The 15,471-nt window shown below is 59.4% G+C and carries 14 protein-coding genes; 4 read left to right on the top strand and 10 right to left on the bottom strand.

What is annotated here, in order from left to right:
- Nucleotides 1-14 precede the first annotated feature (14 nt).
- The 10 genes from DFO56_RS15515 to DFO56_RS15470 form a co-directional block, all read right to left on the bottom strand.
- Nucleotides 15-1,616 carry a gamma-glutamyltransferase family protein gene (locus DFO56_RS15515; RefSeq protein WP_045513256.1) on the bottom strand — a complete coding sequence of 534 codons (1,602 nt, stop codon included), beginning with the start codon at nucleotides 1,614-1,616 and terminating at the stop codon, nucleotides 15-17.
- Between the two features lie 9 nt (nucleotides 1,617-1,625).
- On the bottom strand, nucleotides 1,626-2,501 hold the full coding sequence (locus DFO56_RS15510) for an ABC transporter permease (protein WP_020456681.1): 876 nt from the start codon (nucleotides 2,499-2,501) through the stop codon (nucleotides 1,626-1,628).
- Nucleotides 2,501-3,445, bottom strand: a complete 945-nt coding sequence (locus tag DFO56_RS15505) for an ABC transporter permease (protein WP_045513259.1) — start codon at nucleotides 3,443-3,445, stop codon at nucleotides 2,501-2,503. Before DFO56_RS15505 ends, DFO56_RS15510 begins: the two co-directional genes overlap by 1 nt.
- A gap of 21 nt (nucleotides 3,446-3,466) precedes the next feature.
- Nucleotides 3,467-4,981: an ABC transporter substrate-binding protein gene (locus DFO56_RS15500; protein ID WP_020456679.1), complete on the bottom strand. Its 1,515-nt coding sequence runs from the start codon at nucleotides 4,979-4,981 to the stop codon at nucleotides 3,467-3,469.
- Nucleotides 4,982-4,992: 11 nt separating this feature from the next.
- A complete protein-coding gene (locus tag DFO56_RS15495) occupies nucleotides 4,993-6,060 on the bottom strand; it encodes an ABC transporter ATP-binding protein (protein WP_045513262.1) in 1,068 nt (355 codons plus the stop codon).
- A complete protein-coding gene (locus tag DFO56_RS15490) occupies nucleotides 6,057-7,070 on the bottom strand; it encodes an ABC transporter ATP-binding protein (protein ID WP_045513264.1) in 1,014 nt (337 codons plus the stop codon). The genes DFO56_RS15495 and DFO56_RS15490 overlap by 4 nt, the downstream gene beginning before the upstream one ends.
- Nucleotides 7,067-7,783 (bottom strand): FadR/GntR family transcriptional regulator, encoded by a 717-nt coding sequence (locus tag DFO56_RS15485; protein WP_017458765.1) that lies wholly within the window; start codon nucleotides 7,781-7,783, stop codon nucleotides 7,067-7,069. Before DFO56_RS15485 ends, DFO56_RS15490 begins: the two co-directional genes overlap by 4 nt.
- Nucleotides 7,784-8,286: 503 nt before the next feature.
- Nucleotides 8,287-9,537: an allantoate amidohydrolase gene (gene hpxK / locus DFO56_RS15480; RefSeq protein WP_045513267.1), complete on the bottom strand. Its 1,251-nt coding sequence runs from the start codon at nucleotides 9,535-9,537 to the stop codon at nucleotides 8,287-8,289.
- Nucleotides 9,537-10,775 carry an alanine--glyoxylate aminotransferase family protein gene (locus tag DFO56_RS15475; RefSeq protein ID WP_045513271.1) on the bottom strand — a complete coding sequence of 413 codons (1,239 nt, stop codon included), beginning with the start codon at nucleotides 10,773-10,775 and terminating at the stop codon, nucleotides 9,537-9,539. Before DFO56_RS15475 ends, hpxK begins: the two co-directional genes overlap by 1 nt.
- Nucleotides 10,776-10,977: 202 nt before the next feature.
- Nucleotides 10,978-11,817, bottom strand: coding sequence for a MurR/RpiR family transcriptional regulator (locus DFO56_RS15470; RefSeq protein ID WP_020456674.1), 840 nt, complete (start codon nucleotides 11,815-11,817; stop codon nucleotides 10,978-10,980).
- Nucleotides 11,818-11,934: 117 nt separating this feature from the next.
- Here DFO56_RS15470 and ggt point away from each other — a divergent pair, with 117 nt between their 5' ends.
- Genes ggt through hpxZ form a run of 4 tightly spaced genes read left to right on the top strand, consistent with a single transcriptional unit; the run spans nucleotide 11,935 to nucleotide 15,466 of the window.
- Nucleotides 11,935-13,518 carry a gamma-glutamyltransferase gene (gene ggt, locus DFO56_RS15465; RefSeq protein ID WP_045513275.1) on the top strand — a complete coding sequence of 528 codons (1,584 nt, stop codon included), beginning with the start codon at nucleotides 11,935-11,937 and terminating at the stop codon, nucleotides 13,516-13,518.
- 9 nt (nucleotides 13,519-13,527) lie between these two features.
- Complete coding sequence (gene hpxX, locus DFO56_RS15460) at nucleotides 13,528-13,713, top strand: oxalurate catabolism protein HpxX (RefSeq protein ID WP_020456672.1); 186 nt, start codon at nucleotides 13,528-13,530, stop codon at nucleotides 13,711-13,713.
- Nucleotides 13,710-15,086: an AtzE family amidohydrolase gene (locus DFO56_RS15455; protein WP_045513278.1), complete on the top strand. Its 1,377-nt coding sequence runs from the start codon at nucleotides 13,710-13,712 to the stop codon at nucleotides 15,084-15,086. Before hpxX ends, DFO56_RS15455 begins: the two co-directional genes overlap by 4 nt.
- Nucleotides 15,083-15,466: an oxalurate catabolism protein HpxZ gene (hpxZ, locus tag DFO56_RS15450; RefSeq protein ID WP_045513280.1), complete on the top strand. Its 384-nt coding sequence runs from the start codon at nucleotides 15,083-15,085 to the stop codon at nucleotides 15,464-15,466. Before DFO56_RS15455 ends, hpxZ begins: the two co-directional genes overlap by 4 nt.
- The last annotated feature ends 5 nt before the right edge of the window (nucleotides 15,467-15,471 follow it).

Here is a 15,471-nt window from a genome sequence, read left to right as displayed (position 1 = left end):
GGAGAGGGGGCTCATCAACTCACTAACGCCTGTCCGTCTTTGCGGCTTTCGGTCGCTGCGACATAGTGGCCTTCCGGCATCCGGTAAATGACCTGCGCGCCGCCAAAGTTATAGCCAGCCAGCGGATCTTCTACCGTTATCACATGCCCGCGCTCACGCAGCGCCGCGATCACGTTGCGATCAAAGCTTGATTCCAGCGCCACTTCGCGCCCCTGAATCACGCGCCAGCGCGGCGCATCAATCGCCGCCTGCGGGTTTTGCCCATGCAACATAATGCGCAGCGCCATCTGCACATGTCCCTGCGCCTGCATCGGCCCGCCCATCACGCCAAACGACATTAGCGGTTTACCGTCGGCCCCCATCGCAAAACCGGGAATAATGGTGTGGAACGGGCGCTTGCTGCCCGCCAGTGCATTCGGGTGTTTTGGATCAAGCATAAAACCGCAGCCCCGATTTTGCAGGCTGATGCCGGTGTCCGGCACCACAACGCCGGAGCCAAAACCCATAAAGTTGGACTGAATAAACGACACCATCATGCCGCTGGCATCAGCGGTAGAAAGATAAACCGTGCCGCTTTGCGTCGGTGCGCCATAGACAAAATCAGACGCGTTATCGGGGTCGATCAGCGCCGCACGCGATTTCAGATAATCGTCACTGAGCAGCAGTTCGGCGGCAAACTCCAGGTGTGCGTCATCGGCAACATAGCGGTCAAGGTCGGCCAGAGCCAGCTTCATGGCTTCAATGGCAAGGTGCAGCGACTGCACAGAGTCCGGGTGATAACGCCCCATATCGCACTGCTCAAGAATGCCGAGCGCAATCAGCGTGGCGATCCCCTGCCCGTTCGGCGGTAACTCCTGCACGGAACCGCCGGCGAACTCACGCGACAGCAACGTGACCCAATCGGCTTTATGGTTCGCCAGGTCAGCCTCGCTGAGGTGCGCACCGTGTGCTTTGGCGAATGCGGCAATCTTCTGGGCCAGCTCACCGCGATAGAAGGCTTCACCGTTAGTCTGCGCAATCAACTCCAGCGTGCGCGCCTGCGCCGGATTACGGAAAATTTCACCGATCTTCGGCGCGCGCCCGTCAGGTGCAAAGCAGGCGCTAAAGCCTGGCTGATCTTTGAGTTTGTTATAGCCGCGCTGCCACAAGTGACCAATCAGCGGCGAGACGGGAAAACCGTGGCGCGCATACTCAATGGCCGGTTGCGCCAGCGTGGTCAGCGGCAGTGTGGCAAAACGTTCCGCCAGCGCCACCCAACCTGATACCGCGCCCGGCACGGTGACGGCATCCCAGCCCAGTTCTGGCACTGCCGTTTTCCCGGCGAACATATCCGCATGCCAGCTCGCGGGCGAACGCCCGGAAGCATTCAATCCGTGTAATTGCGTGCCATCCCAGACAATAGCAAAGGCATCGCTGCCGATCCCGCAGCCGGTCGGTTCAACGACGGTGAGCGCCATGGCGGTGGCAATCGCCGCATCCACCGCGTTACCACCGAGTGCGAGCATACGCATCCCGGCCTGCGCCGCCAGCGGCTGTGAGGTGGCAACCGCGTTGCGGCCAATCATCGGCGCGCGATGTGAGGCGTAATTTACATTGAAATCAATCGCTTTTGTCATCAGAACTCCTTAGTCGTGGCGCGGATCAAGCGCGTCGCGCAGCCCGTCGCCGAGTAAATTAAATCCCTGCACGGTCAGAAAGATGGTTACGCCGGGGAAAATAGACATCCAGGGAGCCTGTTCCAGAAAGCCCTTCGCGGTGTTCAGCATTGCCCCCCACGACGGATAGGGCGGCTGCTGGCCAAGGCCGAGAAACGACAGGCTCGCTTCGGTAATGATCGCCGAAGCGATCGCCAGCGTGGCCTGCACGAGGATCGGCGACATCACATTCGGCAACACATAGCGCAGGATGATCCAGCGATCCGGCAGACCAATCGCCCGCGCGCCGTCGATATACTCTTCGTTACGAATCGCGATCACCTGGCCGCGCGTCAGGCGGGCAAAGATGGGCATCGCCGACAAGCCAATGGCGATCATCGCATTGGTCAGGCTGGGGCCAAGAAACGCCCCCAGAGCAATGGCCATAATCAGAAACGGACAGGCGAGCAGCGCTTCGATAACGCGGGAAATCACCCCATCCCAGACGCCCTGGAAGTAACCCGCCAGCAAACCGAGCGGTACGCCAATCACCACGGCGATCACCACCGACACACACCCCGCCAGCAGTGAAGTGCGCGCCCCCCAGATCATGCGCGAGAGAATATCGCGCCCCAGCTCATCGGTGCCGAACCAGTAAAGCTCCGACGGCGGTTTGCGTACTGCCAGAAAGTTCGCTTTGACCGGATCAAACGGCGCGATCCACGGCGCGAACAGCGCAATCAGCACAAACACGCCGACAATCACCGCGCCAATCACCGCGCTACGGTTAGCGAGGAATTTTTTCAGTACCCGGTTTTCCGTACGCGGCAGCGATGCCGCCACGCCGGTGGTGGACAGTTCTGCCATTATTCACTCCGCATTTTCGGGTTGATTAACACATACAGCACATCCGCCAGCAGGTTCAGCGCGAGAAAACCGATTGCCACTACCAGCACGACCCCCTGCACCACCGCGTAGTCACGGTTGAACACCGAATCGACAATCATCTTGCCGAAACCGGGAATGGTAAACACCTGCTCAGTCAGCACCGCCCCCCCCAGCAGCTCGCCAAACAGCAGCGTGGTCAGGGTGATCACCGGCACCAGCGCATTACGAAACGCATGCTTCATGATCACCGCTTTTGGCAGCAACCCCTTCGCGCGTGCGGTGCGAATATAATCCGCTTTTAGCACCGCAATCATCGACGCGCGAGTATGGCGCATTAACGTCGCCGCCAGCCCCGTTCCCAGCACCAGCGCGGGCAGCAACAGCGTGCGCAAGTTCTGCAATGGATCTTCACTAAATGGCACAAAACCAGACGCTGGCAGCAATTGCAGGTTGACGGAAAAGATGAGGATCAACAGGATCCCCAGCCAGAAATGCGGCACCGAAATGCCTGATATCGCCACAAAATTAGCGCCGTGATCGATCCAGCTATTCCTGTTCACCGCCGCCAGAATGCCCATGCTGATACCGAACAGCAGCGCAATAACCATCGCCAGTAGCGACATCTCAAGCGTCACCGGCAGCTTGGTGGCAATCAGGTGCGTGACCGGCTCCTGCGTACGCAGCGAGACGCCAAGATCGCCCTGCAATGCGCGGGTTAGCCAGTGAAAATATTGCACCGGAATCGGCGCATCCAGGTTCAGCTCCGCGCGCAACTGGGCGATGACCGCCGGATCGCGCTCCTCGCCCAGCATCGCAGTGAGCGGATCGCCGGGGAGCAACTTTTGCAAACCGAACACCATCATGCTGACCAGCAGCAAGGTCGGAACGGCGAGTAGCAGGCGTTTGCAAATCAATTCCAGCATGGTTTCTCCAGGCGACGCCGTTTAGTTGGCAAGCGACAAACCCGCCAGACGCACAATGCCGTCCGGGTAAGGTTTAAAGCCCTGCACTTTTTTGTTCATACCAAACAGGCGCGGTTCAAAGTAGAGGTAGGCAATCGGCATATCGGTTTGCAACTGCTTCACGACCTTTTCATACAACGCCTGACGAGTTGCCGGATCGTTGTGCAAACGCGCCTGCGTCAGCCACTCATCGACCTGCGGGTTGCTGTAACGACCATCGTTAAGCGTCCCTTTGCTATTAATGAAGCCGAAGATGCTGCCATCGGGATCGGGGCGACCAGACCAGCCGGAGTAGCTAAGCTGAAAATTGCCGCTTTGCTGCCTGTCCAGCAGGGTGGCGAATTCCGTCATCTGCAGATTGACATTGAAACCGGCTTCGGCGGTCATCGCCTGCAACACCTGGCCCACTTGTTGTGACGTCGGGTTGTTCGGCACCAGCAGTGAGACGGTGATCGGCGTCTTCACCCCTGCGGCTTGCAGCAGCGCTTTGGCTTTTTCCACATCGCGCGGGGGCACCGGCAATTTGACGTGATACGGGCTGACTGGCGAAAACGCCTGGTTCGCCGGGGCGTATAACCCTTCGAATACCACCTGGTTGAGTGCATCGCGATCTATCGCCAGCGAGAACGCCTCACGCACGCGCGCATCTTTGAACGGATCGTTGGCCGGGACGTTGCCGTTATTGATATTAAACGTGATGCCCTGATACCCCAGCCCTGTCACTTTCGCCAGGTGAAGTTTGTTGTCGGCCTCTACGGTTTTCACATCGCTGGCGGCGATCCCTTCGGTCAGATCGAGATCGCCCGCACGCAGGTTCGCCAGTCGCACCGAGGCATCCGGGATCGGCAGGTAGATAACTTTGTCGAAGTGGTACGCACCTTTGTTCCAGTAGTTATCAAAACGCGACAACACAATGCGGTCTTGTGAAACGCGGCTGTCGAATTTATACGGACCAGAACAGACCGGGTGGGCGGCAAAATCCGCTTTCTTCGCCGCCACGGGGGCCAGCATCGCGCCGGCGCGATCGGTTAACTGCATCAGCAACGCCGAGTCCGGCGTTTTCAAATGCAACTTAATTTGCAGCGGTCCGCTGACCTCCACCGACTCGATAGAGGAGATTTCACTTTTTCGCAGCGAACCAGGCAGCGTCAGCGCACGATCGAGACTGAATTTCGCCGCAGCGGCGTCAAACTTCTCGCCATCGTGGAAGGTCACGCCCTCACGCAGATCCATGGTCAGGGTTTTGCCATCCTCGCTCCACGACCAGGCCTTCGCCAGCCCGGGCACCACTTTCAGGTTTTCATCCACGTCCACCAGCCGATCGCACAGTGAAGCGAAGACAAAACGGCCATAGTAAGTACGCGCCAGGTGCGGATCGAGCATATCCGGATCCGCGCCAAGACCCACGCGCAGCACACTTTCAGCCTGGGCAGGCAGTGCCGCGCCCAGCAACATGACACTTCCCAGAACGGTCAAAAGCGAATTTCGCATCATCATTATTGTTTCCTTTAAGGGGAGGAGTGAGAGGCCGCGTGTTCAAACAGCGCGCGACGGCGCAAGAACGCGGCTGAGGGGGGAGCAATCTGAATCACGCTGCGGTCGCGGTTAATCTCCTGCCAGCGATGACAAGAGACCTGGCGACCACCTTCGAGTACCTGTGTGATGGGCTCACGTTGCTGGCACTCGTCTGTCACAAACGGGCAGCGGGTATGAAAACGGCAGCCCTGCGGCGGGCTTGCGGGATTGGGTAAATCGCCCTGCAACAGCGGCGTTTCGCGCACAATGCCGGGCTGCGGTTGCGGAGCAGACGCCATCAGCGCCTGGGTGTAGGGATGCAACGGCGCATCGAAGATCTCATCCACCGTTGCCATTTCCACAATTTGCCCAAGGTACATCACCGCCACGCGGTCGCTCATATGGCGAATCACCGCCAGCCCGTGCGCGACGATGATCATGGTTAAACCAAGCTGCTGTTTCAGCGTCTCCAGCAGGTTGACCACCTGCGCTTGCACCGACACATCCAGTGCGGAAACGGGTTCATCGCCAAGCAGCAATTTCGGCCCGGAAGCCAGCGCGCGGGCAATGCCAATACGCTGGCGCTGGCCGCCGGAAAACTCATGCGGGTAGCGTCTGGCCCACGCCGCAGGCAGACCCACGGTGCCAAGCAGCTCGGCAACGCGTGCCTGACGTTCCGCTTTACCGATTTTCTGGTGCAACCACAGCGGCTCACCAACAATCTGCTCTACCGTCATACGCGGGTTGAGCGAAGCAAACGGATCCTGAAAGATAATTTGCAGCTCGCGCCGAAGCTGGTTTAATCGCGCGCCGCTGGCATGGGTGATCTCCTCTCCCTGGTAGTAAACGCGCCCTTCGGACGCCGCCAGCAAACGCAATAGCAGGCGACCAAGCGTCGATTTTCCTGAACCGGACTCCCCCACAATCGCCAGTGTTTCGCCGGGATAAACCGCCAGGGAAATACGATCCACCGCCGTGACATAACGTTTTGGCGCGAACAAGCGGGTTGGCCCGGCAAAACGTTTGCTCAGGTCGAAAGCTTCGAGGATCGGCGTGCTCATGCGGTTTCTCCCAGCGCGATGTGCTGTTCAAGTGGCACACGGAAACAGGCCACCAGATGGCCTTTCCCTTGCGGTGTCAGTGGGGGTTTTTGCTGCTGGCAGCGTGCCTGGGCAAACGGGCAACGGGTGGCGAAACGGCAGCCTTGCGGCATCGCTTCCGGTAACGGCACCGCGCCGGGAATGGTCGACAGTTGCCCTTTGCGCGCCCCCAGCGAGGGAATCGATCCCATAAGACCAATGGTGTACGGGTGCTGTGGGTCAGCAAAAATCGCCTCCACGCTGCCCTGCTCCACCACTTGTCCGGCGTACATCACCGCCACCTGCTGCGCCACTTCCGCCACCACACCGAGATCGTGGGTGATCATCAATACCGCCGTGCCGGTTTCGGCTTTCAGAGTGTTGAGCAGCGCGAGGATCTGCGCCTGAATTGTTACATCCAGTGCGGTTGTCGGTTCGTCGGCAATTAACAGGCGCGGCTTGTTGATGAGTGCCATCGCGATCATCACGCGCTGGCGCATACCGCCGGAAAGCTGGTGCGGATACGCTTTCAGGCGCATCTCTGCTGCCGGGATCTGCACTTTTTCCAGAATGTGGAGCGCCGCCTCGCGCGCCGCATTCGCCGACACGTTCTGGTGGCGTATCACCGCTTCGCTGAGCTGGTCGCCGAGCGTAAACGCCGGGTTGAGCGAGGTCATCGGTTCCTGAAAAATCATCGCCAGTTCATTACCGCGCAGGTCGGCATATTCGCGCGCAGTGAGCTGGCGCAAGTTACGCCCGCGAAACTGCATCTCACCGCCAAGGATCTGCGCACTGGCGGGCAGCAGCCCCATCAACGCCAGCGAGGTAATGCTTTTGCCGCAGCCGGACTCACCGACCAGCGCCAGCGTTTCTCCGCTTTTGACAGAGAGCGAAATCCTGTCCAGTACGCTCACCGGGCTGCCAGCAAACTGCACTTCCAGGTTATGCAGACGCAGCACCGGCGCAGCCTCTTTAAACGGGATCGTCGTCATGGGGTATCGTCCTCAAGATGAATGGCCTGGATCAGCGCATGTTGCAGATCGAGCAGGTGTTCGCGCATCGCCGTCGCCGCCTCATGCGGCTGGCGCTGGCGAATGGCAATCATGATGCGGTGGTGGTGATCGTTGTAGCGATCCACTTTCGCTGGCGTTCGCGCCAGTTCCCGCAGATGGTGCCAGGCAGGTTCGCGCCGCACCGCGTCTAGCGTGTCAAAAAGACCGAGCATCAGACGGTTTCCTGCCGCCTCGGCGATAGCCCGGTGAAAAGCGCTGTCCCACAGCTCATTCAGATCCGGATCATCCGGGTTAACGTTGTCGATGCGTTCCAGCATGCGCTGCATCAGCGCCAGATTTTCCGGGCTGGCGCGAAGCGCCGCCAGCCGCGCAAGACCGGGCTCAATTTGCAGGCGGGCTTCCATCACTTCCAGCATATTGGTTTGTTGCACCAGTCCCTGTAGTGCAAGAGGTGCAACCGGTGCCGCAGGGCCAATAAAAGTGCCTTTGCCCTGTTTGCGCCAGATCCGCCCCTCCTCTTCCAGCACGTCCAGCGCGCGCCGCACTTCGCGTCGCCCGACGCCTAAGTTTTCCGCCAGTTCACGTTCCGTGGGCAGAGGAGTCCCTGGTGTTGACTCATGCTGGTGAATTAGCCCACGAAGTTGTTCCAGCGCCGTACTGGAATTTGCCAGATAGCGTGACGGTTTTTCCATATTGGTTCATCCGCGTTTCGCGTTATCTTTTTATTTAATTACAGACAGTTAGTTATCATGTCGTCTGTACGCCTCGTTATTTACTAAGCAATTCGCGAACCAATACGGCATTGGTTCGATAAATTTTTGTTAATACTTTGATTTATTAATGTTTATTTTTTGGCTAACGCAGAGGAGGTAGCAGGCACCTGCGGATACAGGCGATGAAATGCACAGTTAGCGTGCAAACCATGCACTAAAAGGGAAGAAAGAAACCAAAGGGGGAACAACCTGAACACGACAGGGACGTAGTGATGAGGAGGCGAAATGACCCGTTCTCAATCACTACGTCGAAGACAGAAACCAACACAACCTGCCGCGCCTGCCAGCCCGGCCTGTTCTCAGCATGGCGAATTCACTATCACAACAGCCACGGTTCAGGTGCGCCCGAACAGAATGGCAGGCTGATATTTTTACCGTGATCCCCGATAACCGCACGCTGACACGGTGGTAACAGCTTGACGCTACGCCGCGTGAATAAGCCTTCCTACCGCAAGGCTCAGGGCGCGCAGCGCCTGGGCGACATCGCTACAGGCCACGCTTTCCGCCGGGTGATGGCTGATGCCTTTATAACAACGCACAAACAGCATGGCGGAAGGCCAGCGCTCCGCAATGGCGATAGCATCATGTCCTGCCCCACTCGGCAGAGATAAAACCTTCCCCTGCACGGTGTGTACCGCATCGGCCAGCTCTTCACGCAGTGGCATATCACACGGCGTGGCGGCGATGGTGTAAAAAATGTCGTGGCGGAACTCAAGTCTGCGTTGCCGGGCGATGCGGGTGGCTTCATCCAGCAAGTGGTTGAGCAACGCTTCGCGCTTATCATCGTGCGGGCTACGGATATCGAGCGTAAGCCCAACTGCGCCGGGGATCACATTCACCGCGCCGGGTTCGCATTGCAATGTGCCAACGGTGGCAACCATCTCCGGGCCAGCCTCGATCGTTGCCTGTTCGATAATCTGTATCCATTCGGCGGCAGCGGTCAGCGCATCACGGCGATGACGCATCGGCACCGTACCGGCGTGCCCGGCCTCACCGGTAAAACGGCAGCTAAGCCGCCGCGCACCGTTGATGGCCGTGACCACGCCGAGCGCCAGATCCGCGTCTTCCAGCACCGGTCCCTGTTCAATATGCAGCTCCAGATAGGCGGAAAAATCCCCGACCGGGCGCTGCGCCGTAGCAATCTGTGCGGCATCCAACCCGGCCTGTTCCAGCGCCTGTGCCACGCTGATACCCTGCGCATCTTCACAGGCCAGCCACGCTTGTGGCCAGTTGCCGGTCAGCCCACGGCTACCCAGCAGCGCGATGTTAAATCTTGTGCCCTCTTCGTCAGCAAAACCGACAATCTCGATCGCCTGCCTGCCGCGCAGGTTAGCCCGATTCAGGCCATCAACAACTTCAATCGCCGCCAGTACACCAAGCATGCCGTCGTAACGCCCGGCATCGCGCACGGTATCAAGATGCGAACCAAGCAGCAGCGCCTGGCCTCCCGCTTCGATACCTTCGTAACGGCCAAAAATGTTGCCGACCGCATCCTGCCAGGTGCGCATCCCCGCCTGCTGCATCCACCCGGCAACCAGCGCATTTGCCTGCAAATGCTGGGGCGAGAGATAAACACGGGTAAGCTGACCCGGCGTTTCGCTGATTTGCGCCAGCGCGTCACAGCGTTGCATAACCCGGCTGGCGGCTTGTGCGGCATCGAAAGGTGTCATCATTAACTGACTCCTTCGTAAATATCCCATGCCGCCTGCATACCCGCGCCCTGAACGGTGCGAAAACCCAGCCGGTTCAACACCGCTTCCAGCGCGGTCAGCGTTTGCAGCACGCAATCTTTACGCGCGTTATAGCCCATGGTGCCGATGCGCCAGATCTTGCCCTGCAGCGGGCCAAACGAGGTGCCAATTTCAATATGGAAATCATCCAGCAGACGTTTACGCACCTCTTCGCCATGCACTTCCTGCGGGATTTGTACGCCGAGGACGTTGTTCATCTTGTGCCGGATATCGCCAAACACTTCCAGCCCCATTCCCTGGATGCCCGCCAGCAGCGCGCGCCCGTGCAGTTCGTGGCGCGCAATCAGCTTATCCATCCCCTCTTCGAGCATAATGCGCGCGCATTCGCGGGCGGCGAACAGCATGCTGGTCGCTTCCGTGTGGTGATTCAGACGTTCCGGCCCCCAGTAATCCATCACCATGCCGAGATCGAAATAGTTGGAGTAGATCATCTCCTGTGCGCCGTCCTGATGCGCCTCGGTGCGAATGCCCTGTTCTACGCATTTGCGCGCCCGCACGGCAGCTTCCATTCGTGGGCTGAGGGTAATGGGCGAACTCCCGGACGGGCCGCCAAGGCACTTTTGCAACCCGGCGGAAACGGCATCCAGGCTCCACGCATCGCTTTCTAACCGGTTACCGCCGAGCGAAGCGGTGGCGTCGGTATAAAACAGCACATCGTGGCGGCGGCAAATCTCACCTAATTGCTCCAGCGGTTGCAGCATGGTGGTCGAGGTATCGCCGTGTACCGTTAGCAGCAGGCGCGGCTTGATGCGAACAATGGCATCTTCAATCTGATCCGGGCTAAACACCTCGCCCCACGGCACCTCAATGGTGTGGACTTCAGCGCGGCAGCGGCGGGCAATTTCACACAGCAGATGACCAAAACGGCCAAACACCGGTACCAGCACCTTATCACCAGGGCGAATGGCGGAAACGAGGATCGCCTCAATACCCGCGCGAGAGGTGCCATCCACCAGCATCGTCCAGCGGTTTTCCGTGCGAAACACCTCGCGGTAAAGCGCCATCACTTCATTCATGTAGCCGGTCATCACCGGATCGTATTGCCCTATCAACTGGCTCGCCATCGCCCGCAGAACACGCGGGTCGGCGTTGATTGGCCCCGGCCCCATCAACAGGCGCGAAGGTGGATTAATTTGCGGGAACTGCTGGAAATCAAACATGGGCGCGTCCTTTAGTCTGCGACAGCGTGAAATATGAAACAAAAGATTCTTTGAATTAATTTCTGCAACTAATGTGCCACAGACAAAAAAACGACACCAGCGCTGGATAGCCGCTATTTCATGCCAAAAACCATAAGAAAACGGGGCACTTAACGCCCCGTCATAACACATCAGGATGGTGCATAAGCACCTTTATGGTGCATTAACGGTGTTCAAGCTCATCCAGTTCATCGTACAGGGAAGCGATGTGGTGAATGCGCTGACGCCCTTCGCTCAGCGCGGTGTGCAGCACGGCATTGGACAGCAAATTAACCAGGCTCATGGCGCTGCTGTAGCTGTCGAACGCGGAGACGCTCTCCAGCGGCAAACCGATGTGCCAGCGGCACAGCGGCTTAATGCTGGCCGCCTGCGGCTCACTGATTGCCAGCAGCGGAATGCCCTGCTGATGCAACACCGCCAGCAGCGGGCGCACCACGCGCGGGCGGCGGCGAAACGCCACCACCACCACCATATCCTGCGGGGTGATATCGACCACTTCTTCCGCCAGCGTCTGCCCCGGCTGCGGCATCAGCAGCACCTGACCACGGCTTTGCAGCAGCTGCTGGCGCAGGTGTAACGCCACAGGGGCGCTGTTACGCAGCCCCAAAATAAAAACCCGCTTCGCGGTATTGAGCGCGGTGACGATTTCGGCGAATTGCCCGGCATCCAGCGTATTGACCCACAGCGTCAGGTTCGCCATCTCCTGCTTGTAATGGCGCGCCAGCAATGTGTTGCCCTGCACCGCGTCGCGGTTCTCGGTCAGCGGCATACCACTCTGGCGCAGCGTGCGCAGTTCATCGCGCATCTCTTTGAAACGATCGTAGCCCAGGCGCTTAAACAAGCGGCTGACAGTCGCTTTCGATACCCCGCTCAAGCGCGCCAGCTCGGCGCTGTTATAGCTCACCAGATCGTCGAAATGATCGATGATAAACGAGGCAACCCGTTGTTCCTGCGGGGATAGCTCGTCAAAGCTCGCCCGTAAACGCTCATCCAGCTGCTGCATAGCTTCTCCTGCAACTTTTGTTTCAGGCTAAGCTGACACAGTGAAACGCCTGTCGTCAATCTGGAACAGCTCTTGCTTAGTGTTCTGCACTTACCCGCAAAAACAGGAAGCGTGACGATGCAAAGTAATATGGCCCCCTCCGGCATGGCGGTGACACCGCACCATCTCGCCAGCGAATCGGCGTTGTCGGTGTTGCGCCACGGCGGCGACGCGATTGAAGCGATGGTGGCGGCAGCAGCAACGATTGCAGTAGCCTACCCGCACATGAACGGCATCGGTGGCGATGGCTTCTGGTTGATTGTGCCGCCAGAAGGTGAACCGCTCGCCATCGACGCCAGCGGCGCGGCCGGACAACACGCAACGTGCGAATTTTATGCCGGTCACGCACATATTCCCCATCGCGGTACGCTTGCTGCGCTGACCGTACCCGGCACGCTCAGCGGCTGGGATGAGGCGCTGAAGGTCTCCGCCACGCTCGGTGGCGGGCAGCTTCCGCTCTCACGGTTACTGGCCGATGCGATCCGCTACGCCGCCGACGGCATCCCGGTGACCCAGTCGCAGGCCAGCGCTACGCAAAGTAAATATGCGGAACTGGTGGATATCCCCGGTTTTGCAGACACCTTTTTACCGCAAGGCAACGCCCCACTGGCCGGCAGCCGCTTTTGCCAGCCGAAACTCGCCCGCACGCTGACCCAGCTTGCCACCGAAGGGCTGGAGAGCTTTTACCGTGGCTCGCTGGCGCAGGTGATCGCCCGTGAAATGCAGACGTTGGGTTTGCCCGTGACCGCCCAGGATCTGGCGAACCATCGTGCCCAGCGCCGCGTGCCGTTGAAGCTCAGCCATAGCCAGGGCGAAATTTTCAATATGACGCCGCCGACGCAGGGGCTGGTATCGCTGGCTATCCTCGGCATTACCGACCATCTGGAGATGGCGCAGGCCAGCGACGTGCAGACCATTCACCGCATTGTGGAAGCGACCAAGAAAGCCTTCGCCCTGCGCGATCGCTACATCACCGATCCTCGCCACGTCACGCTGCCGGTACAGAGCCTGCTGGAACAAGCGCCGCTGGAGCAACTGGCGGCCAGCATTGATGAGCAACGCGCCGCGCCCTGGGGTCAGGGGAAAGGGCCAGGCGATACCGTGTGGATGGGAGTTATCGACAAAAACGGGCTGGCGGTGTCGTTTATCCAAAGTATTTATCACGAATTTGGCAGCGGCGTGGTGCTACCGGAAAGTGGCGTGCTGCTGCAAAACCGTGGCGCGGCCTTTAGCCTCGATCCGGCGCATCTGCTGGCGCTGATGCCTGGCAAACAGCCGTTTCATACCTTAAACCCCGCCGCCGCGCGGCTGAAAGACGGGCGCACGCTGGTTTACGGCACCATGGGCGGCGACGGGCAGCCGCAAACGCAGGCCGCTATTTTTACCCGCCATGTCATGCAGGGCATGCCGTTGCAGGAGGCGGTTTGCGCCCCGCGCTGGTTGCTGGGCCGCACGTGGGGGCAGCTTTCCGATAGCCTGAAACTGGAAGGACGCTTTAGCGAAGAGACATTTCAGGCGCTGCGCGCGCTGGGCCATGACGTTGAGTGGTTGCCGGGAATGAGCGAAGCCACCGGGCACGCAGGGGCGATTGTGCGCCACCCCAGCGGCATGCTGGAAGGGGCTTACGATCCGCGCAGTAACGGCAGCGCAGCAGGGTTTTAAGGAGCAATGATGAATACACCTTTTGACTGGCCCACCTATATCCGACTGATGGAACAACTGCTTGATGTCCCGCTGGATGATGCACGCCGCGCCGAACTGGAAATCCAGCTCGCCAGAATCGCCGCGATGGCGCAACCGCTGATGGCCTTTACGCTGCCGCATCGCCAGGAAGGCGCAGGAGAGTACCGGTTATGAATTTATCGATTGCTGATATCCGGCGCGGTCTGCGGGAAAAAACCTTCAGCGCCTGCGAGCTGGCGCAGCAGACGCTGGCGCACGTTGAGCGCGACAATCCGCGCATCAACGCCTTCACCGCCATCACTGCTATGCGAATGCTGGCTGAGGCCGCGCAAATCGACCGGCAAATCGCGAAGGGCGAAGCATTGCCCGCGCTGGCAGGCGTGCCGTATGGAGTAAAAAACCTGTTTGATGTTGAAGGTGTCACCACACTTGCCGGGGCGAAACTCTTCAGCCAGCAGCCACCGGCTACGGAAGATGCCTTCGCGCTTCGCCAGTTGACGCGCGCGGGCGCGATGCTCGCCGGGGCGCTGAATATGGATGCCTACGCCTATGGTTTTACCACCGAAAACAGCCACTACGGCGCAACGCGCAACCCACGCGATCCCGAGCGTATTGCGGGCGGCTCGTCCGGCGGTTCGGCCGCAGCTGTCGCCGCGGGGATGGTCAATTTTTCGCTCGGTAGTGACACCAACGGATCAATTCGCGTACCCGCATCCCTGTGCGGTATTAACGGGCTGAAACCGACATTTGGCCGTCTGTCGCGTAGCGGTAGCCATCCGTTTGTCGCCAGCCTCGATCATATCGGCCCGCTGGCGCGTAGCGTTGAGGATTTAACGCAGGTATATGACGCTTTGCAAGGTCACGATCCCGACGATCGCTGGCAGTCCGATCGCGCCAGTGATGCCGCCTTGCCGCAGTTGCATGGGGAAAGCAGGCTGCGCTGCGCCGTGCTGGAGGGGTATTTCACCACCTGGTGCGATGATGATGCGCGCAAGGCCGTTGCCCGTGTCGCGCGAGCGCTGAATGCTGACAATGCGATAACGCTGCCGGAAGCGGAACTGGCGCGAACGGCGGCCTTTTTGCTGTCGGCAGCGGAAGGCGGCAACCACTATTTACCCGCCCTGCGCACCGACGCTGACGCGTTCGAACCCAATTCGCGCGAACGCCTGCTGGCGGGCGCGATGACCCCCTCGGCCTGGTACACGCAGGCACAGCGGTTCCGCGCCTGGTTTCGCGACAAAACGCTGCCGCTTTTCGATGACGTTGATCTGCTGTTAGCCCCGGCAACGCCCTGCTGTGCCACGCCGATTGGCGCACAGACCATGCATATCAATGGTGTCGATTTACCCATAAAAGCAAGCATGGGGATGCTGACGCAGCCAATCTCCTTTCTTGGCTTGCCGGTGGTCACCGTGGCGCTGAAAACCGCCTGCGGTTTACCGACAGGCGTACAGATTATTGGCGCGCCCTGGCAGGAAGCGCGCTGTTTACAGGCGGCATGGCGGCTGGAGCAGGCCGGTCTTCTTTTTCCACAGGATGCAGCATGAACCGAGATAATGTTGATCGCCCGGCGATCCTCAATGAAGTGACCACCGCGTTTTACCGCTATGAGCAGGCGCTTATCAGCAACGATATCGATGTGCTGGACGAGTTGTTCTGGGATGACGCACGCACCGTGCGTTACGGCGCCACCGAAAACCTGTACGGCATTGCCGCGATCCGCGATTTTCGCAACGCTCGCCCCTCAAGCGGGCTTGAGCGCGTGCTACGCAATACCACTATCACCACTTTTGGCGATGATATGGCGGTCGCGAGCACCGAGTTTACGCGGGAAAACAGCGAGAAAATTGGCCGCCAGATGCAGACCTGGGTGAAGTTCCCGTGGGGCTGGCGCATTGTGGCGGCGCATGTGAGTGTGATGGGGTAACAATA

The sequence above is a fragment of the Kosakonia sp. AG348 genome (assembly GCF_003337365.1).
Lineage (GTDB): Bacteria > Pseudomonadota > Gammaproteobacteria > Enterobacterales > Enterobacteriaceae > Kosakonia.
Note: the sequence above shows the minus strand (reverse complement) of the source record. Positions and strands in the feature narration are given on the sequence as shown.